This is a genomic window from Pseudomonas sp. UBA5568 (assembly GCF_002425525.1).
GTDB lineage: Bacteria > Pseudomonadota > Gammaproteobacteria > Pseudomonadales > Pseudomonadaceae > Aquipseudomonas > Aquipseudomonas fulva.
The window spans coordinates 94,608-115,093 of record NZ_DIMK01000039.1; the positions used below are offsets into that span (position 1 = coordinate 94,608).

A 20,486-nucleotide genomic window follows, 5' to 3' on the forward strand; every position below is an offset into this window, starting at 1 on the left:
GGCGAATGACACACTCACGATCCGGCGCTGTCAGGCGTCCTGGTAGCTTTCGATCGAGGGGCAGGCACAGACCAGGTTGCGGTCGCCGAAGACGTTGTCGACCCGGCTCACAGGCGGCCAGTACTTGCTTTCCACCAGGCCAGGCAGCGGGTAGACCGCTTGCTCGCGGGAGTAACCATGAGCCCATTCGCCCACCAGTTCCGCTGCGGTGTGCGGCGCGTTCTTGAGCGGGTTGTCATCCTTGTCCAACGTGCCGTCCTCTACCGCACGGATTTCCTCGCGGATCTGGATCATGGCCGCGCAGAACCTGTCCAGTTCTTCCCGGGATTCGCTTTCGGTCGGCTCAATCATCAGCGTGCCTGCCACCGGGAACGACATGGTCGGGGCATGGAAGCCGTAGTCGATCAACCGCTTGGCCACGTCGTCGACGCTGATGCCACTGCTGTCCTTGAGCGGGCGCAGGTCCAGGATGCATTCGTGGGCGACCAGGCCATTGCCGCCGGTGTACAGCACCGGGTAGTGCTCCTCCAGGCGGCGGGCGATGTAGTTGGCATTGAGGATGGCCATCTGCGAAGCCCGTTTGAGCCCTGCGCCGCCCATCATGCGAATGTACATCCAGGTGATCGGCAGGATGCTGGCGCTGCCGAAGGGTGCGGCGCATACCACGCCTTCGGCAGTGCCCAGGGCAGCATGGCCCGGGAGGAAGGGCGCCAGGTGCGATTTCACACCGATCGGCCCAACGCCCGGACCACCGCCGCCATGGGGAATGCAGAAGGTCTTGTGCAGGTTCAGGTGCGACACATCGCCCCCGAATTTGCCCGGTGCGCACAGACCGACCATGGCGTTCATGTTGGCACCGTCGATGTAAACCTGGCCGCCGTTGTCGTGGATGATGGCGCAAATCTCGCCTATCGCCTCCTCGAACACCCCGTGGGTGGACGGGTAGGTGATCATCAGCGCTGCCAGGCGTTCACGGTGCTCGATGGCCTTGGCACGCAGGTCGGCGACGTCGACGTTGCCGCGCGCGTCGCAGGCCGTGACCACCACCTGCATGCCGGCCATGTTGGCCGTTGCCGGGTTAGTGCCGTGGGCTGAAGAAGGGATCAGGCAGATGTCGCGATGCCCCTCGTTGCGGCTGCGGTGATAGGCGCGGATCGCCAGCAGGCCCGCGTACTCGCCCTGAGAACCGGCGTTAGGTTGCAGCGATACGGCATCGTAGCCCGTGGCTGCGCAGAGCATGGCCTCCAACTCCGACGTCAATTGCAGGTAGCCCTGGCTCTGCTGCGCCGGGGCGAAGGGGTGCAGGTTGCCGAATTCTGCCCAGGTGACCGGGATCATTTCACTGGCAGCGTTGAGTTTCATGGTGCACGAGCCCAGCGGGATCATGCTGCGGTCCAGGGCCAAGTCCTTGTCGGCCAGCTTGCGCAGGTAACGCATCAACTCCGTTTCGCTGTGATAGCGGTTGAACACGGGGTGTTCCAGGAACGTCGAGCGGCGCAACAAGGCCTCGGGCAGCAGCGTACCGCTGCTGGCGGCCAGCGCCTGGAAGTCAGGTTGCGTTTGACCATCGCCAAGCAGCTGCCACAGCGCCTGCACATCCGCCGGAGTGGTGGTTTCGTCCAGCGATACGCCCACATGGCCGGCATCGACCTGACGCAGGTTGATGCCTTGTGCACGGGCTTTTTCGTGCAGGCCGAGGGTGGCATCGCCAGTGGCCAGGGTCAGGGTGTCGAATGCCGTGTCGCCCACCACCGTCACAGCCATTGCACGCAAGCCCTGGGCCAGGATGGCGGTCAGGCTATGGGTACGTTGGGCAATGCGCGTGAGACCTTCAGGGCCGTGATAGACGGCGAACATGCTGGCAATGTTGGCAAGCAGCACCTGGGCGGTGCAGATGTTGCTGGTGGCCTTTTCGCGGCGAATGTGCTGCTCACGTGTCTGCATGGCCAAGCGCAGTGCCGTCTTGCCGAAGCGGTCTATCGACACGCCCACCAGGCGCCCTGGCATGTCGCGCTTGAAGGCATCGCGGGTAGCGAAGTAGGCCGCATGAGGCCCGCCGAAGCCCAGGGGCACGCCAAAGCGCTGGGCGCTGCCAATGGCCACATCGGCCTCGAACTCGCCAGGCGGGGTCAACAGGGTCAAGGCCAACAGGTCCGCCGCCACGGCCACCAGCGCATTGGCGTGGTGGAACCGTTGCACCACCTCCCGGTAATCGAAGATACCACCGGTGCTGGCGGGGTATTGCAGCAAGGCGCCGAAGAACGGGCTGGCATCGTCGAGCGTCTGCTCGTCGCCTATCACGACTTCGATGCCCAGAGGTTCAGCGCGGGTACGCAGTACATCGAGGGTCTGGGGGTGGCAATGCATTGAGGCAAAGAAGCGGTTGCTGGCCTTGTTCTTCGACAGGCGCTTGCAGAACGTCATGGCCTCGGCAGCGGCCGTTGCCTCATCGAGCAGCGACGCATTGGCGATCGGTAACCCTGTGAGGTCGCTGATCAGGGTCTGGAAATTGAGCAGAGCTTCCAGCCGGCCCTGGGAAATTTCTGGCTGGTAGGGCGTGTACGCGGTGTACCACGCCGGGTTCTCCAGCAGATTGCGCAGGATGGGCGCGGGCGTGTGGGTGTTGTAGTAACCCTGGCCTATGTAACTTTTGAACAGTTGGTTCTTGCCGGCGATGGCCTTCAGGGCGGCGAGCGCATCCGCTTCGCTGTGCCCATCGTCCGTGCCCAGCACGCTGGTGCCCTTGATGCTGGCGGGGATGACGGCGTCGGTCATGGCCTCCAGCGAGTCGAAGCCCAGGGTGGCGAGCATGGCCTGCTCGTCTTCGCTGCGTGGCCCGATGTGGCGGGCAATGAACTCATTGGCAGTGCCGAGGTTGATGGTCATGGCGTGATTCCTCAGGCGTCGTCGTTGGCGTTGAGCAGGCGGTCATAGGCCTCCTGGTCGAGCAGGGCGTTCACAGCGCTGGCGTCGGCAGGCTTGATGCGGAAGAACCAGCCTTCGCCCAGCGGGTCCTCGTTGACCAGCTCGGGGCGCTCTTCGAGCTGGGCGTTGACCTCGATCACCTCGCCGGACAGCGGCATGTACACCCCGCTAGCAGCCTTGACCGACTCTACGGTGGACGCTTCGCTGCCTTTGTCATAGTGCTGCAGCTCCGGCAGCTGCACGAACACCACATCCCCCAGTGCATGCTGGGCGTAGGCCGTGATACCTACGGTGACGCTGCCATCAGCTTCTACACGCAGCCATTCGTGGTCGTCGGTGAAACGCAACTCGCTCATGAAAAATCCTCGTGGACCGGGTGGCGCGATTAGGTTCGCGCTCTGGTGGGTTTTCAGTAAGCAATAACGTGGCCAACTGGGCGTAGGCCCGGGAAAGCGGGGGGCGGAGTGCTAGCTTGCTGAACATCACATGGGCTGTTGTAACGAATTCGATACGCTCACGTCCTGTTAATGCCATTGGGCGCCATCCTCTCTCAGTACGTCGTAGGTTTGTAGTGTGTAACGTTTTGGATACAGTGTATTGAATTCGATACGATTGTTCTCATGCCTTACTCGCCAATAGCGTGACGCTGTATAGCGATAATCAAGGATCTAAGAGGTTGGTGAATGATCAAGGGGCCCTAACGGGGCCGACAACGTTTAAGTAGGATCTCCTACCCGTATAACTTTAGCTGTCGGGAACTTTAACCCTCTCATCATCCGTAAAAACCGCCTGTACTGTTCATGCGTGATCCGTCGCATAACTAAGTCACAAGTCAGGCGGGTCGCTCATAACGACCGTCAGGCATGTTCATGATGCTTGGCTTGTTTGTAAGCTTGATTAAGGATGATGTATGACACGCAAGCGCAGGCAAGTTGAATTGCCTCCTACCTATGTGGGAGGTACACCCATAGGATCAAATCTTCTTCCTCCCGGCTATTCAGGTCCGTTGTTTCCCGCTGACCAGTATCACCCAGGCAGTACAATCATTGAGCATTTCCGGTATGTGATAAACAGTGAGCCGCGGATCCTGGAAACTGTAAATGGCCATGCCAGTGCAGTATTTACGCAAGCGCTAGGACATGCGGCTCAAACCCTCGAGCAAGAAGTCGCTGTGGTCAAGCAGACGCTAGGGCCACCCCCCACGTCAACGGTCAGCATGCTCGCACACGGTATTGCCGCGCGTAACCTGTTGATCGCTCGTAAAGTTGAAGACCGTCATGTTCAGTCTGAAGTAGCAGACCGCTATTTTGGATCGACGCCACTGGGCAAGACGCGAAAAGACTATATCGACGCCACCTACAGATGGTTTGAAAAAGGTGTCGTGAGAAAGGACGTCTTGCGCACGCTGATCCAGGAATCGTTCTCGGCCGCCTATCAGACGCAGCTACGCGATGCCGAAATTCAGATGCTTCAGGGTCAGATCGGCGCATTGCAGCAAGCGCTTGCACAAGCCGAGGCGCAGGCGCTCGCTGACGCGCAGGCGCAACGGATAGCCGAAGCTCAGGCACGCGCTCATGCTGAGGCACAGGCACGTGCCGAGGCTGAAGCACGGGCACGCGCTGAGGCCCAAGCTCAGGCACGCGCTCAGGAGCAGGCGCTCAAACAAGCACAGGCACTGGCAAAAGCAAAAGCCGAGGCCGAGGCGACGGCGCGTGAAGCCGCCGCCAAAGCCGCCGCTGAAAAAGCCCTGGCCGAGCAAGCCCTAAAACAGGCCAATACCTACCCAGTGCCGCTGGCCATCGCGAAGGCACAGGCGCATATCAGCCTGTCTGCTGGCGCTGCGCCGGTTAGCCTCGCCGCTGGCGCTTCGCTTGGAGCAGCCTTGCGCGGAGCCATCTCTGCGTTGAAAGGCGCGTCATTGGAAGCGGTTGCCACCCCGTTTCTGGTTGGCATTGCCGCACTGTTGCATGCGCCCAAGCTGGGTAATGGGGAGCGCAAGCGGAAGGTGTTGCCGCTTGGCAACTATCTGCTGAGTGTGCCCCTGACCGAATTGTCGATCGAGCTTGATTCCGCCGCTCAAACGCAAGCGGTCGAGCGCGCAATGATCGACCTGCCGTTGCGCATGGGCGAGGTGCAGACGCTGGCCGGGCCAACCGAACTGTTCGTGGCCACCACCGATGGCCAGGTGATCCCTTCGGCGGTGCCCGTAATGAAGGCCGCATACGACGCCCACAGCGGTCAGTACACGGTCGTCACCGACGATGTGCCGCCCAGAACCCTGACCTGGACACCGGCGGTCGAACCGACAGACAGTTCCACAAGCCTGCCACCTGCACCGCCGTCTCCTGCCAATCTCATTGGCCCCATGCTCGAACCTCTTCAAGGGCGTTTGGACACGTATCCAGACTTGCCGGACATCGGGTTTGATGATGCTGTCATCATATTCCCCAGCGACTCCGGGCTGCCACCGCTCTACGTGATGTTCAAGAGCCGTCGGAACATGCCGGGGGTGGTGAAAGGTAAGGGACAGCTGATCACAGGCACATTTTTGACGGCGGGGAACCGCGAGGGGGTGCCAATTCCGCAGCAAATCGCTAGTAAACTGAGGGGCAAAAAATTCAGCAGTTGGGGAGCATTTCGGCGTCGATTGTGGCAGCTGGTGGGGCGGAGTCCATTGTTTGAAGGGCAGTTCAGCCAAGCTGAGCTCCTGGAAATGAGAAGAGGTCTGGCGCCACATGCCCGTTTTAAGGAAACGGTGGGTGCTAGAAAGAAGTATGAAATTCATCATTTGAAGAGAATTGCCGATGGGGGTGAGGTTTATGATGTCGATAACATGGTGATTCTCGCACCGAAATTTCATATCCAGGCTCATCAAGAGAAGGTGAACAGTGAAAACTAAGATATCTGATTATACGGAGCGGGAATTCTACGAATTGGTCTACGGTATTTATCACGCAGATCCTGTGCTTTATCCGTCAGACAGGGCTCATGCCAAAGGCACGCTTGAGTTCGAGCGCCTCAGTGAGCATCCCTGCGGTTCGGATTTGATTTACTACCCTCAAGAAGTAGGTATCGATGATTCTCCGAAAGCCGTAGTCGAGGCTGTAAAGAAGTGGCGTAAGGATCAAGGGTTGCCGGGTTTCAAAGATGCCTGAGTAACCTTGGCACCATAAGCTGCATGATATGCAAAGGCCCTCAGAGCATGAAAAGCAAGCTACAGTTGGTCCCAGGCAAGCCTTGCCCAAACGGAAAATAAACCTATGCCCAAAGAAATAACTGACTATACCGAGCAAGAGTTTTTTCAATTGGTGTATGCCCTGTATCATGGCGACCCGCAGTACTTTCCTAATGACAAAGAGCACACGCGCGGCGTTCTTGAGTTTGATCGCTTGGCACAGCATCCGGCAAAGTGGAACTTAATTTATCGCCCCCACAGGGTCGGGATTCAATCCTCCCCTCAAGCGGTGGTTGATGAAGTGAAACGGTGGCGGGCTGAGCAGGGACTTCCAGGGTTCAAGCCATCTTGAATCCAGAACAGACGACTCCCGCAGCTCATCATGCGGGAGTCTTAACCTTAGCGGTTCAGCAACGCCATCATGGCCTGCTTACTGAAAAAACGGCAATGCCAAATACACCTTGATCACCACCACATTGATCAAGTCAATGAAGAACGCCCCCACCATCGGCACCACCAGAAATGCCACGTGCGAAGGCCCGAACCGCTGGGTTACCGCTTGCATGTTGGCGATTGCCGTCGGCGTTGCCCCCAACCCGAAGCCGCAATGGCCGGCGGACAGGACAGCCGCGTCGTAGGTGCGGCCCATGACTCGGAAGGTGATGAAGATGGCGAACAGTGCCATCAGCAGCGTCTGCGCCGCCAGCAGCACGAAGAACGGCAGTGCCAGTGCAGCCAGGTCCCACAGTTTCAACGACATCAACGCAATGGCCAAAAACAACGACAGGCTCACATTGCCCAGTACCGACACTTCCCGCTCGAACACCTGGTAAAAGCCGAAGGCTGACAGGCCATTGCGCAGCAGCACGCCCACGAACAATACGCAGACGAAGTTTGGCAGTTCGAAGGCAGTACCCTTGAGCAGCTCATTCAAAACGGTGCCGGTCAACAGGCTCACTGCAATCAGGGCAAGCGTCTCGATCACGGAAATCGAGGTGATCAGGCGTTCTTTCTCCGGCTGCTCGAAGCCTGAAGGCAACTGAGGCGTGCTGTCGGCGCGACCAGGGCTAGCGACCCGCTTGATCAGCAAGCGGGCCACGGGGCCACCAATCAAACCCCCCAGTACCAATCCAAATGTGGCGGAGGCCAGTGCCAGTTCCGAGGCCGAGGCCAGGCCGAATTTTTCGGTGAAGGTGGCGCCCCACGCAGCACCGGTGCCATGGCCTCCTGACAGGGTGATCGAACCGGCCAGCAGGCCCATCAGCGGGTCCAACCCCAGCGCCGTGGCCAGACCGATGCCCAGGGCGTTCTGTACCACCAGCAGGCTGGTCACCACCGCCAGGAACAGCACCACCGCGCGCCCACCTTTTTTCAGGCTGGCGAAATCGGCGTTCAGGCCGATGGTAGCGAAGAACCCCAGCATCAAAGGTGTTTGCAGGGAGGTGTCGAAGCGAACTTGCACATCGAAGGTGCGCAGCACCAACAGGGCAATCGCGACCACCAAGCCGCCGGCGACCGGTTCAGGAATGTTGTAGGCACGCAGAAAACCTATGCGTGCGACCAGGCCGCGACCTAGCAGCAGCACCAGGGAAGCGGCCACCAGCGTGCCGTAAAAATCGAGTTCGAACATCAGGTACTCTCGTTGAATCCATAACGGACCGCTGACCACTCTGGGGTGGTCTTGCGGGGTGACAGGCAGGGATTGCACTGGCGCCATTCTACGAGGCGTGAGGAAGGACGTATCCGGGGAACGCCTAGGAAAAGTCTACTAAAACAGCAGCATTTGCCGACAACTTCAGGTTTTCCCCGGAATGCCGTATTTGCGCAGGCGTTGGGCAATGGCGGTATGTGAGGTGTGCAGCCGGGCCGCCAGCAATCGGGTCGAGGGGTAACTGGTGTACAGCCGTTGCAACAGTTCACGCTCGAAATCACCCACAGCCTGCTCCAGGCTGGCCACATCACCTTCATGGGTGCGACTGACAGACGTGCCGGCGATGTCCAGGTCGCCGATGTCCACCAGGTTGCTTTCGCAAATGGCGGCGGCGCGAAAGATCACGTTCTGCAATTGCCGTACATTGCCCGGCCAAGGGTTAGCCAGCATGGCGCTGTGAGTGGCGGGGGTGAGCCTGCAGGCAGGCCGCTGGATCTGTGTGCAGGCCTGCTGCATGAAGAAGTGCGCAAGCATCAGGATGTCCTGGCCGCGGTCACGCAGGGGTGGGACCTGCAGGTTCAACACGTTGAGGCGGTAGAACAGGTCTTCGCGGAACGTGCCCTCGGCCACCATCTGCTCCAGGTTACGGTGGGTCGCGCTGATGATACGCACGTTGACCTTCACTTCCCGGTCGCCTCCCACCCGGCGGAAGCTGCCGTCGCTGAGAAAACGCAGCAGCTTGGCCTGCAGGTAGGGGGACATCTCGCCGATTTCATCGAGAAACACCGTGCCCTGGTTGGCCAGCTCCATCAGCCCTGGCTTGCCGCCGCGCTGGGCGCCGGTGAAGGCGCCTGGTGCATAACCGAACAGTTCGCTCTCGGCGAGGCTCTCAGGCAATGCGGCGCAGTTCAGAGCCAGAAAGGGGGCCGCATGACGGCTGCTGATCGCGTGGCATGCGCGGGCCACCAGTTCCTTGCCGGTGCCGGTTTCGCCATGCACCAGCAGCGGTGCATCCAGGGTGGCCACGCGCAGGGCTCGAGCCTTCAGGGTGCGGATGGCAGGTGATTCGCCCAGCAGAGCGTCGAAGCCCTCGGCATGGTCATGGCGCAGGGCCGATAGCCGTTCGCCCAACCGCGTAGGCGGGTAGAGCGTCAGCAAGCCGCCGGTATGGGTGATTGGCATGGCATCGAGCAGCAGGCTCTGGCCATTGAGCTGCATTTCGCGCATGGGCAGGTGAAAGTTGCTGTCGAGCAATACTTGCAGCAGGCCCGGGTCGCCAAACAACTCGCCTACGCAGCGCCCGGCCGACTCCCGACCACACAACGCCACCAGCGCTGGGTTCGCCAGCAGCACCTTGCCGGCCCTGTCAACCGCCAGTACGGGGTCGCTCATGGCGGCCAGCAGCGCATCGAGCTGCAGGTGACGGCGTTGCCCCGGCAGGATATCGACCACCTCCACCGCCTCCACGCCCTGCACCTCGAACAAGGCGTCATGCAGCTCTTCCAGTACGGCGGGGCTGAGGGTAGGCGCGTCGATGTAGACGTTCGGCGGCACCATTTCCACGGCATCGAGGTTGAGGTTGCGCGCACCGAGCAGCGCCAGGACTTCCTGAGTGATGCCGACGCGGTCGATGAAGCTGACGTGGATACGCATGGGGCAATACGAAATGGCCGGGTAGGGCGCTAGTATGCCTCAAGCTGATCCTGCTCGTGACGGGTCGCGCCCTACTCCAGATGTTCAGGCTTGATGGGGTCACCGGACTTCACGTCCAGCTTGGCGCGAATGTCTTCGAACATCCAGTCGTAGATCCTGTGAGGTGAAGCCAGGCTCTCGAACTTCTTCGGTGGGGCCAGGTAGGCCTGGGCGCGGCGACTCAGTTGCATCAGAAAGCTAGGCAGCACCTGGTCCTTGGGCAGAAAGAAAACCTCGTCGACCGGCTTGCCCTCGATGCTGCCCTGCATGCGGAACTGAATGCCCCTGCCTTCACGGGGGTCGGTGAAGGCCTCGTAGTCCACCTTGAGGTCATAGCTGTGGTCACTGCTGTTGAGCGCAGTGCGCTCGATGTGGACGTGACCGGGTTCATATTTGGCCATGGGCTCTCCTGTACGAGGTTGGGCGGGCACATGGCCCGCCGACTGTGTCAACGGTAGCTGATCCCGGGGGCAGCGGTCGAAACCCGCGTGCCGGCGGTACCGCTCACGATGCGCTCGATGTTGGCCAGCGAGCTGATCACCGCCACCTTGCCCGTGTGCCGGGCGAAGTCGCAGGCCGCCTGCACCTTGGGCCCCATCGAACCTGCCGCGAAACCCAGCCTGTCCAGCTCGTCAGGGTGGGCCTGGGCGATGGCGCGTTGGGTTAGCTTGCCAAAGTCGATGTACGCCGCCTCCACGTCGGTGGCAATGACCAACAGGTCGGCCTCGAGCTGTTCGGCCAGCAGTGCAGAGCACAGGTCCTTGTCGATCACCGCCTCGATCCCTTTGAGGTTACGGTGTTCATCATAGAGAGTCGGGATGCCGCCGCCGCCGGCGCAGATCACGATGCTGCCCTTTTCGAGCAGCCACTTGATGGGGCGGATTTCGAAGATGCGCTTGGGTCTGGGGCTTGCCACCACGCGGCGGTACTTGTCGCCGTCAGGCTTGACCACCCAGCCTTTTTCAGCGGCCAGGCGCTGGGCTTCATCCTTGCTGTAGACCGGGCCAATGAACTTGCTCGGGTCCTTGAACGCAGGGTCCTGGGCGTCCACTTCGACCTGGGTCAGCAGGGTGGCGAACGGCACGTCGAAGTCCAGCAGGTTGCCCAGTTCCTGCTCGATCATGTAGCCGATCATGCCCTCGGTTTCGGCGCCCAGCACGTCCAATGGGTAGGCCTCGTCCGGCTTGTACGACAGCCCCTGCAATGCCAGCAGGCCCACTTGCGGGCCGTTGCCATGAGCGATCACCAACTCGTTGCCTGGGTGGATCTTGGCAATCTGCTCGGCGGCGGTACGGATGTTGGCGCGCTGGTTTTCCGCGGTCATGGGCTCGCCACGGCGCAGCAGGGCATTGCCGCCTAGTGCAACAACGATACGCATGAAGAATGTCCTTTATCGAAAGTCTTGAGCCGCTGCCCGACGGCTATTGCGGCACGCTAACAGCCGCAACGCCTGGGCAGGTGGCGATCTACAGGTCGGCCAGTGTCGACACCAGGATCGCCTTGATCGTGTGCATGCGGTTCTCCGCTTGCTCGAACGCAATGCAGGCCGGGGACTCGAACACGTCGTCGGTCACTTCGATGCCGTTGGTGAGGTCCGGGTACTGCTCGGCGATCTGCTTGCCGACCTTGGTCTCACAGTTGTGAAACGCCGGCAGGCAGTGCATGAACTTGGTCCTGGGGTTGCCGCTGGCTTTCATCAGCTCGGCGTTGACCTGGTAGGGCTTGAGCAGCTTGATACGTTCGCCCCAGGCTTCGATGGGTTCACCCATCGATACCCACACGTCGGTATGAATGAAGTCCACGCCCTTGACTGCCGCCTTGGCATCTTCGGTGAGGGTGATGCGGGCACCACTTTCCTCGGCGTACTGCTTGCAACGTTGCACCAGGTCATCGTGGGGCCACAGGTCCTTGGGCGCGGCGATGCGCACGTCCATGCCCAGCTTGGCGCCGATCAACAGCAGCGAGTTGCCCATGTTGTTGCGCGCATCGCCCAGGTAGGCGTAGCTGATGTCATGCAGCGGTTTGTCGCTGTGCTCGCGCATGGTCAGCACGTCGGCAATCATCTGGGTCGGGTGGTATTCATCGGTCAGGCCATTGAACACCGGCACGCCGGCATACTTGGCCAGTTCCTCGACGATTTCCTGCTTGAAACCGCGGTACTCGATGGCGTCGTACATGCGCCCGAGTACGCGTGCGGTGTCCTTCATGCTTTCCTTGTGGCCGATCTGCGAGGAATTCGGGTCGATGTAGGTGACGTTGGCGCCTTGATCGTACGCGGCCACCTCGAACGCACAACGGGTACGCGTGGAGGTTTTTTCAAAGATCAGCGCAATGTTGTTGCCCTTGAGGTGCTGCTGCTCGGTGCCGGTGTACTTGGCCCGCTTGAGGTCGCGGGACAGGTCCAGCAGGTAACGCAGCTCACGGGTGCTGTGGTGTTCCAGGCTGAGCAGGTTGCGGTTGTGGATGTTGAACGCCATGACTTTTCTCCTGGGTGTGGTGAACGCCGGGCCGCCGCCGGGTAGGGACGGCCTGGGTGATGGACGTCAGTAATCGATGGGGTCGCGAACGATAGGGCAGGTCATGCAGTGGCCACCGCCGCGACCACGGCCCAGTTCGCCAGCACTGATGGTGATCACTTCGACCCCGGCCTTGCGCAGCAAAGTGTTGGTGTAGGTGTTGCGGTCGTAGCCGATGACCACGCCTGGCTCCAGCGCCACGACGTTGTTGCCGTCGTCCCATTGCTCGCGTTCGGCGGCGAAGCTGTTGCCGCCGGTTTCGACCACCCGCAGGCGCACGCCCAATTGTTCGCCCACCACCTCGATGAACGACTTGTGCTCGCGGCGGACGTCCATGCCATAGGGCCGGCTTTCGTCGGGCTGGATGATGAACGGCACGATCTCGTTGACGACTTCGGGGAAGACCGTGACCAGGTCGCGGTCGCAGAAGCTGAACACGGTATCCAGGTGCATGGCGGCGCGGGACTTGGGCAAGCCGGCGACGATGACTTTATGCACGGCGCCCTTGGCGAACAGGCTCTGCGCCAACTGGCCGATGGCCTGGCGGGAGGTCCGCTCGCCCATGCCGATCAGCACGATGCCGTTGCCGATGGGCATGACATCACCGCCTTCGAGGGTGGACTGGCCATGGTCCTTGTCCGGGTCTCCGTACCAGACCTGGAAGTCGGCGCCTGTGAACTGCGGGTGGAACGTGTAGATGGCGGTGGTGAGCAGTGTTTCCTGGCGCCGCGCCGGCCAATACATGGGGTTGAGCGTGACGCCGCCGTAGATCCAGCAGGTGGTGTCGCGGGTGAATTGGGTGTTGGGCAACGGCGGTAGGATGAAGCTGGAATGGCCCAGGTAGTCGTTGTACATCCTGACCACTTCGGCACCTTCACTTTGCGGCAGATCCTGGCCGGCCACACCGCCGATCAAAAATTCGGCCAGATGGCGCGGCTCCATGCCTTCGAGCCAACTGCGCACTTCATTGGTCAGGCCCACCCCAACGGTGTCGGGCGTAATCTTGCGGTCCAGTATCCACTTGAGTGCTTCGGGTTGCTGCACGATATCGGTCAGCAGGTTGTGCATCTCCAGCACGTCGACACCGCGCTCGCGCATCTTGGTGACGAAATCGAAGTGGTCACGCTTGGCCTGGTCCACCCAGATCACATCGTCGAACAACAGCTCGTCGCAGTTGCTCGGGGTCAGGCGCTTGTGCGCAAGGCCCGGCGCGCACACCATGACCTTGCGCAGCTTGCCGGCTTCTGAATGCACACCGTATTTCTGTTTTTCAGCGGACATGGTTTCAATCCTCCATTGAGTCGAAGAGGGGTCACAGCGTCAGGAAGCCGTCGTACAGGCCGACGGCTGCCACCAGGGCACCGACGACCACGGCTGCGAAAATCAGTTTTTCCACGGGGGTGAAGACAGGTTGGCCCACCTCACGCTTGGCCTTGGCAAACAGGATGGCGCCAGGGGCGTACAGCAACGCCGAGAGCAGCAGGTACTTCACCCCGCCGGCATACAGCAGCCAGATGGCATAGAGCAGGGCGATGCTGCCGATGAACAGGTCCTTGCGGCGTTCGGCCAGCGCCTGTTGATAGGTATCACTGCGCACCGCCAGCAACACGGCGTAGGCCGCCGACCACAGGTAGGGCACCAGGATCATCGAGGTAGCCAGGTAGATCAGCGACAGGTAGGTACTGTTGGAGAACAGCGTGATCACCAGGAAGATCTGCACCATGGCGTTGGTCAGCCACAAGGCGTTGGCAGGCACCTGGTTGGCGTTCTCGCGGCGCAGGAACGCGGGCATGGTATGGTCCTTGGCTGCGGCGAACATGATCTCGGCGCACAACAGCACCCATGACAGCAGCGCACCGAGCAGCGAAATGATCAGCCCGACACTGATCAGCACGGCGCCCCAGTGGCCGACCACATGCTCAAGCACGGCCGCCATCGAGGGGTTCTGCAGCCCTGCCAGTTCAGGCTGGGTCATGATGCCCAGCGACAGCACATTGACCAGCACCAGGAACAACAGCACCGTGATGAAGCCAATGACGGTGGCCTTGCCCACATCGGAGCGTTTTTCCGCACGTGACGAGAAGATGCTCGCGCCTTCAATGCCGATGAAGACCCACACCGTCACCAGCATCATGTTGCGCACCTGATTCATCACACCGCCTAGCTCAGGGGTCCTGGTGCCCCATATATCGGCGGTGAAGATGTCCAGCCGGAAGGCGAACAGGCAAATCAGCGCAAAGAGCACCAGCGGCACCACCTTGGCCACCGTGGTGACCAGGTTGATGAACGCCGCTTCACGGATGCCACGCAGCACCAGAAAATGCACGGCCCACAGCAGGATCGAGGCGCCGATGATCGCGGCCGGCGTGTTGCCCTCGCCAAACACCGGGAAGAAATAGCCCAGGGTGCTGAACAACAGCACGAAATAGCCGACGTTCCCCAGCCAGGCACTGATCCAGTAGCCCCAGGCCGAAGAAAAGCCCATGTAATCGCCGAAACCGGCCTTGGCATACGCATAGACCCCACCGTCCAGGTCAGGCTTGCGGTTAGCCAGGGTCTGGAATACGAAAGCCAGGGTCAGCATGCCCACGGCGGTGATCGCCCAGCCAATCAGTACCGCGCCCACGCCGGCGCTGGCGGCCATGTTCTGCGGCAGGGAAAATATACCGCCACCGATCATCGAGCCGACGACCAACGCAACTAATGCGCCGAGTTTTAGTTTTGCGGGAGAATCAGACATTTAACAACTCCTGCCAGGAGAAAGTTGGCCTCAGATTAAATCTGACGCCGTGGCCACACGCTGATATGGATCAGTGCATTGCAAGGTAAGGCCGTTGAATCACCTCACCGAACTCCTGGAGACTGCCGACTGCCATGGCTGCAGGCCTTGTACGCTGGCACCTCCATGTATTGCTCATCTTCATCCCTCTTTGCCTGCGAAGGTTGAAACTAGTCGCTTCTGGGCAGAGCGCAAATTTTTTACGGGTATTTATGCTTTTATCGGAATAGTGTGAACCGGTTGGCAACCTCGGGGTTCTTAACCACCGCACGCTTAGACGTTAATGGCTTAGTGGCTAAATGGAAGTACGGCTGTAATGACACCAGCCTTTATAAACAGTGTGTTGTTACAACTGCATGACTGTCAGGAAATATTTGGAGACCTATGGGCGAACAAGGACAGAAACTCCGGCTGGGGGCATTGGTGGCGCTCGTCGTGGGCTCAATGATTGGTGGCGGCATCTTTTCCTTGCCCCAGAACATGGCGGCCCGTGCCCAGGCCGGGGCGGTGCTGATCGGCTGGGGGATCACTGCCGTGGGCATGCTGGCCCTGGCGTTCGTTTTCCAGACGCTGGCCAACCGCAAGCCCGAACTGGATTCGGGGGTCTATGCCTATGCCAAGGCTGGGTTCGGCGATTACATGGGCTTTTCTTCGGCCTGGGGCTACTGGATCAGTGCTTGGCTGGGCAACGTTGGCTACTTCGTACTGTTGTTCAGCACCCTGGGGTTCTATTTCCCGGTGTTCGGTGAAGGCAATACCCCAGTGGCCATCGGGTGTGCCTCGATGTTGCTATGGGCCGTGCATTTTCTGGTGTTGCGCGGGATTCGCGAGGCGGCGTTCATCAACCTGGTCACCACGGTGGCCAAGGTGGTGCCCTTGGTACTGTTCGTCGTCATCGCGGCTTGCGCCTTTCGCCTGGATATCTTCACCCAGGACATTTGGGGGCAGGGCACTCCGGCGATCGGCAGTGTGCTCGAGCAAGTGCGCAACATGATGCTGGTGACGGTGTTCGTCTTCATCGGTATCGAAGGCGCCAGCGTGTATTCGGGCAGGGCACGGCGCCGGGCCGACGTGGGCAGGGCGACGGTCATTGGCTTTGTGGGTGTGCTGGCCCTGCTGGTGCTGGTCAACGTCCTCTCCCTTGGGGTCATGACGCAACCGGAGCTGGCTGGCTTGCAGAACCCCTCGCTGGCGGCGGTTCTGTCGCACATCGTTGGCCCCTGGGGCGCGTTACTGATCAGCCTGGGGCTGGCTGTCTCGTTGCTTGGGGCGTTGCTGTCGTGGGCGCTGCTGTGTGCCGAGATCCTCTATGCCACGGCGCGCGACCAGACCATGCCCCGTTTCCTTGCCAGGGAGAACGCCAACCAGGTACCTGCCAATGCACTGTGGCTGACCAACTGCATGATCCAGGGTTTTCTACTGATCACGCTGGTATCTGCCGGTACCTATACCAGCCTGATCTACCTGGCCTCATCCATGATTCTGGCGCCGTACCTGTGGTCTGCCGCCTACGCCATGTCGCTGGCCGTGCGTGGGGAGACTTACGCAGGCCAACCGGCCCGGCGGCGCAAGGACCTGCTGGTGGCCGCGCTCGCGGTGGTGTACGCCGTTTGGCTGCTGTATGCCGGTGGCCTGAAGTACCTGCTGCTCTCGGCGCTCTTGTACGCACCGGGGGTGATCCTGTTTGCGCGGGCCAAGCATGAACAAGGTCTCACGCTTTTCACGCTGATGGAGAAACTGATCTTCGCCGCCGTGCTGTCGGGGGCGGCGCTGGCAGGCTATGCACTCTGGTCAGGGTTGCTGAGCCTGTGAGCCGGCTGTGAACGGCCGTTCCGGGCGGGACCAGATCCACAGGTTGCCCAGGCTCATGCCGGCGATGGCCAGGAACACCGGCCAGTGATGCTCAAGAAACACCAGCATCAAAACCGCGCAGAGCAACATGCTGACCGTCGCACTGACCTTGGCCCGCCGCTGGATCACCTTGCCGTTGCGCCAGTTGTACAGAATAGGGCCGAACAACCGGTGATTTTCCAGCCAGGCGGACAGGCGAGGCGAGCTTCGCGTGGCCGCCCATGCCGACAACAGAATGAATTCGGTGGTCGGCAAGCCCGGAATGACAATGGCGACCAGGCCCACCCCCAGGCTTGCGTAAGCCAGGATCGCATACAGCAGTCGGGCAATTTTGGAGCGGGCAGGTTGGGTCATGGGCTCACTGCTAGAACGAACGGCCCCGGTCAGGGGGCCTTTGAAAGTGTTTCAAACCTGCTAGGCATCCACGGCATAGGCCTGTTTGAGCAAGACGGTAAAGCGCTCGAACGCTGCGACGGCGCCGTGTTCTGCAGCCACTTCTTCTCCAGCTGACAGCATCAGGCCATCGAGTGTTCGCGTGAACTGCTTCCAGCCTTCGGCGCGGCCACCGGCGGGCTCGCCCAGGTGGCGGGCGCCGAAGGTCTCCGACAAGCCCAGCGCCGCCGCCCGCTTGATTAGAAACGCGGCGCCCAGTTTGGAGCCTTCGGACACGAAGATCCAGCCTAATGCCTCTGCAATGCTGGGGCGCTGCACGGCCCCCGGCAGCTCGGCAGGCGCCTGCATGTCCAGGTCCGCCAGGTCCTGGCGGGCCTGATGGGCTCGGCAGCGCTCGGCAAGGTCGGGTATGAGGGCGATCAATCGCGGGTCGTTGTAGAGCGGCTGCAGTTCGGCCTGGAACAGGTACTGGGCCACCACGAAGCGGGCAAAACTTTCGCGGCTATCGAATGGCGCATGGGATTTGACCAGGGCGTCGAGTGCGGCATGGGGCGCCTGGGTCACCAGGTTCAGGCGTTGGGTACGCGAAGAAGCGCGGTTGCTCATGATGCAGTCCTTGGAAAGCGAAGCGTTTCAATACAAGACGAATCAACAGGGGCGGGGGCGTAAAAAACCCCGCAGGAACAGGGGTGGGTGCCAGGAACCAAGGCGGGAACACAGCGACCCCGCCCGGTTTCAGCTGCGCCAGCGCCTCAGATGTCCCACACCACGTTGATGGCGAAGTTACGGCCCGGCATGCTCAGGCGGTCGATGTTGGCCGGCTGGGTCACCGCGGCCTCCCCCTGGCCGTCATAGCTGCGCACCGAGTCCCACTGCCAGTACTTCTTGTCGGTGAGGTTGTACAGGCCGGCGTTCACGGTGATGTCATCGGTAACGTTGTAGAAGCCGGTCAGGTCCAGCACGCCATAGCCGGGCGTGCGGAACTTCGACGCCGAGCCATCGGGGGAATAGAAGGTGCTGTCGTCGACCCGCGTCTTGCGCTTGACCAGCGTCCAGCTCAGCAGCCCACCCATGTCGCCCTGCGTGTAGCCCAGGCCCATGACGCCCTTGAGTGGGTTGACGGTGTTGAGCGGCTGGCCGCTGTCGTCGTTGCGGCCGTAGGTGTATGCCAGGGAGCCTTGTGCATACAGCCCCTGTGGCGCGCCGAATTGGTCGAGTTCGAGCTGGCCTTTGACCTCGGCGCCTTTGATGGTCGCGCGCTTGATGTTGTTGGCCTGGAAGGTCTGCTCGAGGTTGGCGCCTTGCACGGCGTCTTCGTCAATGAAGTCACGGTACTTGTTGTAGTAGACCGCCATATCGAAGCTGCCCGTATCGAAGCGACCGCGCAGCCCGGTTTCCAGGCCCTTGCTGCGCTCAGGCCGCAGGCCAGGGTTACCCTCCACGCGGTAGCCTTGTTCCAGGTTCACGAACTTGCCGTACATGGACTTGGCCGTGGGCGTACGGAAGCCTTGGGCGTATTGCGCGTAGCCTGTGTAGTGGTCGTTGAAGGCATAGGTCATCCCCAGCTTGGGTGACACGCGGTGCCACTTCTTGTCTGAGTCATCCTGGAAAGCCGGGGCCGTGCCGCTGGCATCAAGGCCGCGCAGGAAAGCATCGGTGAAGTGAGGCGCCATGCGTGTGTAGTCGTAGCGCGCACCTGGCAGGAACGTCCAGCTGCCCCAGCGAATCTCGTCCTGAACGAACAGGCTGTAGGTATCGATGGTTGGGTCCGGGAAGTCGCTGACCAGCGCCTGGCCGTCGCGCGGGCTGTCCTGGCCGATACCCCGGCAGGTGCCGCCCACATTCACGCACGTGCCAGTACCGCTGCGCGCCCCGGTGACGTCCTGGTGCTTGAGGGTAGTGCCATAGGTCAGGGCGTGGTCGGTCTGGCCAAGGCTGAATGCCTTTTCAAGCTGGGCATCGAAGATCCACTGGCGGTCCTTGTAGGTGGTCTGGCGGTCGCGCAGTACCTGACGTCCCGAAGCGACGTACAGCTCGTCGGTGCGCTGGTCCGTCTTGGCGATCTGGTAGTTCAGGCTCCACCTGACATCGTCTGCGAACAGGCTGTCCAGGCCGAAACGTTGGTTCAGGCCGAAGCGCTCGCGGGTAATCGTGTCGTTGCCCTGGCGCATGCGGTACGAATTCATGGCACCAACGCCCGGGATGAATGGCCCGCCTACGGCGCTGAGCAGGTTCTGGTCGCGGTCGTCCTTGAAGCGTTCGTAGGTCACGCCCAGGCGGGCGTCGTCGGCGTAGTCCCAGCCCAGCTTGGCCAGCACGTTGGTGGTACGCGCATCCACTGGGTTGGCGCGGGTGCGTGCAAGGCCCACGCCGCCGTGATCGGCATGGCTCTCGGTTTCGTGACCGTTGCGCTGGCTCAGGTGCAGCAGACCGTCCAGGCTGCCCTCACGGCCAGCCACGGTGGCGGACGTCAGCCAATTGTCATCGGCTGAGCTGTAGCCGGTTTTGAGTCGCGCGCCAGCGTCTCGGCCAGGTTTGATGATGTCTTCAGGATCCAGGGTGAAGTAGCTCACTGCACCGCCGATGGCATTGCTGCCGTAGAGCACCGAGGCTGGGCCGCGCAGGATTTCCACCCGCTTGATGATTTCCGGGTCGACATAATTGCGCTGGGTCTGGGCGTAGGGCCCGTAGAAGAAGCTGTCCGGTATCGCCACGCCGTCGATCTGGGTGAGTATCCGCTCGCCATCGATACCGCGAATGTTGTAGCCGTTCAGGCCACTGCGCTGCCCGGTCCCCGCCACCGAGACGCCCGGCTCGTAGCGCACCAGGTCCTGGAGGGTGTTGACGTTCTGCCGGTCCAGCTGCTCTCGGGTCTGCACGCTGACCGTGCTGGGGACCTGGCTCACGTCCTGGGCACTGCGGGTGGCGCTGACGGTCACCTGCTGCAAGGCTATGGCCCCGCGACCTGACTGGCGCTCGAGCACCACGTTGCCGTGGCTGATGGTCCGCGGGACCAGGCCAGTGCCGTGTAGCAGGCGTTTGAGTGCCTGCTCGGGGGGCAGTGAACCCTGTATGCCGGGGGAGGCGACCCCTTCGGCCAGGCGAGCGTCGAAGCCCACCTGCCAGCCCGTGACCTGGCTGAAGGCATTGATGGCCGATACCAGCGGCTGTTGGGCGATGCCGAAGTGGTAGTCGCCCATGCGCGAGGTGCTCACCGACGCCGGCTCGACCGCCAGCGTGGGGAGTGAACAGGCGCCTGTGGCGAGCAAGGCGAGTGAAAACAGGGACAGTTGCCCCTTGAGGCGTGGCCGTAGGGTCGAACGGATAGGACTGGTGGGCATCGAAAGCGCTCCCTGACGCGCGAACTGTTCATAGGGTGTGCGTTCTTGATTGAACAAGAATCAATTGCATTGGCTATGACGAGACGGACAGGGAGGGGGTATCGCGTAAAAATAAATCCCAGGCGCCCAGCAGGGCATACGGCGCTGCCGCGGGTGGGCTGGT

At 61.3% G+C, this 20,486-nt stretch carries 16 protein-coding genes; 4 read left to right on the forward strand and 12 right to left on the reverse strand.

The window, feature by feature from the left end; translation table 11 throughout:
• Nucleotides 1–30: 30 nt before the first annotated feature.
• Both gcvP and gcvH read right to left on the reverse strand, forming a co-directional pair.
• The gene (gcvP, locus tag B2S33_RS12215) at nt 31–2,886 is read right to left on the reverse strand and encodes an aminomethyl-transferring glycine dehydrogenase (RefSeq protein ID WP_027913766.1); all 2,856 of its coding nucleotides are present in this window, start codon (nt 2,884–2,886) and stop codon (nt 31–33) included.
• 11 nt (nt 2,887–2,897) lie between these two features.
• Nucleotides 2,898–3,281, reverse strand: a complete 384-nt coding sequence (gene gcvH, locus B2S33_RS12220) for a glycine cleavage system protein GcvH (protein ID WP_280076655.1) — start codon at nt 3,279–3,281, stop codon at nt 2,898–2,900.
• Nucleotides 3,282–3,835: 554 nt separating this feature from the next.
• On the opposite strand from gcvH, the gene B2S33_RS12225 reads away from it, so the two are divergent.
• The 3 genes from B2S33_RS12225 to B2S33_RS12235 all read left to right on the forward strand — a co-directional run bounded on the left by B2S33_RS12225 (nt 3,836) and on the right by B2S33_RS12235 (nt 6,452).
• The gene (locus B2S33_RS12225) at nt 3,836–5,824 is read left to right on the forward strand and encodes an S-type pyocin domain-containing protein (protein WP_288650367.1); all 1,989 of its coding nucleotides are present in this window, start codon (nt 3,836–3,838) and stop codon (nt 5,822–5,824) included.
• Nucleotides 5,814–6,080: a bacteriocin immunity protein gene (locus B2S33_RS12230; RefSeq protein ID WP_110606858.1), complete on the forward strand. Its 267-nt coding sequence runs from the start codon at nt 5,814–5,816 to the stop codon at nt 6,078–6,080. Before B2S33_RS12225 ends, B2S33_RS12230 begins: the two co-directional genes overlap by 11 nt.
• A 105-nt stretch (nt 6,081–6,185) precedes the next feature.
• Nucleotides 6,186–6,452, forward strand: coding sequence for a bacteriocin immunity protein (locus B2S33_RS12235; RefSeq protein ID WP_110606857.1), 267 nt, complete (start codon nt 6,186–6,188; stop codon nt 6,450–6,452).
• A 78-nt stretch (nt 6,453–6,530) separates the two neighbouring features.
• Here the strand turns inward: B2S33_RS12235 and gltS are convergent, their stop codons facing one another.
• From gltS to arcD (B2S33_RS12270), 7 genes are all read right to left on the reverse strand, one after another.
• Complete coding sequence (gltS, locus tag B2S33_RS12240) at nt 6,531–7,730, reverse strand: sodium/glutamate symporter (RefSeq protein ID WP_288650368.1); 1,200 nt, start codon at nt 7,728–7,730, stop codon at nt 6,531–6,533.
• A gap of 165 nt (nt 7,731–7,895) precedes the next feature.
• On the reverse strand, nt 7,896–9,404 hold the full coding sequence (locus B2S33_RS12245; RefSeq protein WP_027913769.1) for a sigma-54-dependent transcriptional regulator: 1,509 nt from the start codon (nt 9,402–9,404) through the stop codon (nt 7,896–7,898).
• Nucleotides 9,405–9,475: 71 nt separating this feature from the next.
• Nucleotides 9,476–9,844, reverse strand: coding sequence for a DUF5064 family protein (locus B2S33_RS12250; RefSeq protein ID WP_027913770.1), 369 nt, complete (start codon nt 9,842–9,844; stop codon nt 9,476–9,478).
• 47 nt (nt 9,845–9,891) lie between these two features.
• On the reverse strand, nt 9,892–10,821 hold the full coding sequence (gene arcC / locus B2S33_RS12255; protein ID WP_280076654.1) for a carbamate kinase: 930 nt from the start codon (nt 10,819–10,821) through the stop codon (nt 9,892–9,894).
• 88 nt (nt 10,822–10,909) lie between these two features.
• Nucleotides 10,910–11,920, reverse strand: coding sequence for an ornithine carbamoyltransferase (locus B2S33_RS12260; protein ID WP_027913772.1), 1,011 nt, complete (start codon nt 11,918–11,920; stop codon nt 10,910–10,912).
• A gap of 66 nt (nt 11,921–11,986) precedes the next feature.
• On the reverse strand, nt 11,987–13,240 hold the full coding sequence (gene arcA / locus B2S33_RS12265; RefSeq protein WP_145280581.1) for an arginine deiminase: 1,254 nt from the start codon (nt 13,238–13,240) through the stop codon (nt 11,987–11,989).
• Between the two features lie 31 nt (nt 13,241–13,271).
• Nucleotides 13,272–14,699 (reverse strand): arginine-ornithine antiporter, encoded by a 1,428-nt coding sequence (gene arcD, locus B2S33_RS12270; RefSeq protein WP_288650370.1) that lies wholly within the window; start codon nt 14,697–14,699, stop codon nt 13,272–13,274.
• A 423-nt stretch (nt 14,700–15,122) separates the two neighbouring features.
• Here arcD (B2S33_RS12270) and arcD (B2S33_RS12275) point away from each other — a divergent pair, with 423 nt between their 5' ends.
• Nucleotides 15,123–16,550 (forward strand): arginine-ornithine antiporter, encoded by a 1,428-nt coding sequence (gene arcD / locus B2S33_RS12275; RefSeq protein ID WP_028687067.1) that lies wholly within the window; start codon nt 15,123–15,125, stop codon nt 16,548–16,550.
• Here the strand turns inward: arcD (B2S33_RS12275) and B2S33_RS12280 are convergent.
• From B2S33_RS12280 to B2S33_RS12290, 3 genes are all read right to left on the reverse strand, one after another.
• Nucleotides 16,530–16,943 (reverse strand): YbaN family protein, encoded by a 414-nt coding sequence (locus B2S33_RS12280; RefSeq protein ID WP_027913776.1) that lies wholly within the window; start codon nt 16,941–16,943, stop codon nt 16,530–16,532. The genes arcD (B2S33_RS12275) and B2S33_RS12280 overlap by 21 nt on opposite strands.
• Nucleotides 16,944–17,003: 60 nt before the next feature.
• Nucleotides 17,004–17,588, reverse strand: a complete 585-nt coding sequence (locus tag B2S33_RS12285) for a biliverdin-producing heme oxygenase (protein WP_288650371.1) — start codon at nt 17,586–17,588, stop codon at nt 17,004–17,006.
• Nucleotides 17,589–17,734: 146 nt separating this feature from the next.
• Nucleotides 17,735–20,323 (reverse strand): TonB-dependent receptor, encoded by a 2,589-nt coding sequence (locus B2S33_RS12290; RefSeq protein WP_288650372.1) that lies wholly within the window; start codon nt 20,321–20,323, stop codon nt 17,735–17,737.
• Nucleotides 20,324–20,486: the final 163 nt, after the last annotated feature.

Excerpts from the sequence above, each read along its gene's own strand:
- gcvP (WP_027913766.1), bottom strand. The coding sequence starts at position 2,886 with ATGACCATCAACCTCGGCACTGCCAATGAGTTCATTGCCCGCCACATC.
- gcvH (WP_280076655.1), bottom strand. The coding sequence starts at position 3,281 with ATGAGCGAGTTGCGTTTCACCGACGACCACGAATGGCTGCGTGTAGAA.
- B2S33_RS12225 (WP_288650367.1), top strand. The coding sequence starts at position 3,836 with ATGACACGCAAGCGCAGGCAAGTTGAATTGCCTCCTACCTATGTGGGA.
- B2S33_RS12235 (WP_110606857.1), top strand. The coding sequence starts at position 6,186 with ATGCCCAAAGAAATAACTGACTATACCGAGCAAGAGTTTTTTCAATTG.
- gltS (WP_288650368.1), bottom strand. The coding sequence starts at position 7,730 with ATGTTCGAACTCGATTTTTACGGCACGCTGGTGGCCGCTTCCCTGGTG.
- B2S33_RS12245 (WP_027913769.1), bottom strand. The coding sequence starts at position 9,404 with ATGCGTATCCACGTCAGCTTCATCGACCGCGTCGGCATCACTCAGGAA.
- B2S33_RS12250 (WP_027913770.1), bottom strand. The coding sequence starts at position 9,844 with ATGGCCAAATATGAACCCGGTCACGTCCACATCGAGCGCACTGCGCTC.
- arcC (WP_280076654.1), bottom strand. The coding sequence starts at position 10,821 with ATGCGTATCGTTGTTGCACTAGGCGGCAATGCCCTGCTGCGCCGTGGC.
- B2S33_RS12260 (WP_027913772.1), bottom strand. The coding sequence starts at position 11,920 with ATGGCGTTCAACATCCACAACCGCAACCTGCTCAGCCTGGAACACCAC.
- arcA (WP_145280581.1), bottom strand. The coding sequence starts at position 13,240 with ATGTCCGCTGAAAAACAGAAATACGGTGTGCATTCAGAAGCCGGCAAG.
- arcD (WP_288650370.1), bottom strand. The coding sequence starts at position 14,699 with ATGTCTGATTCTCCCGCAAAACTAAAACTCGGCGCATTAGTTGCGTTG.
- arcD (WP_028687067.1), top strand. The coding sequence starts at position 15,123 with ATGGGCGAACAAGGACAGAAACTCCGGCTGGGGGCATTGGTGGCGCTC.
- B2S33_RS12280 (WP_027913776.1), bottom strand. The coding sequence starts at position 16,943 with ATGACCCAACCTGCCCGCTCCAAAATTGCCCGACTGCTGTATGCGATC.
- B2S33_RS12285 (WP_288650371.1), bottom strand. The coding sequence starts at position 17,588 with ATGAGCAACCGCGCTTCTTCGCGTACCCAACGCCTGAACCTGGTGACC.
- B2S33_RS12290 (WP_288650372.1), bottom strand. The coding sequence starts at position 20,323 with ATGCCCACCAGTCCTATCCGTTCGACCCTACGGCCACGCCTCAAGGGG.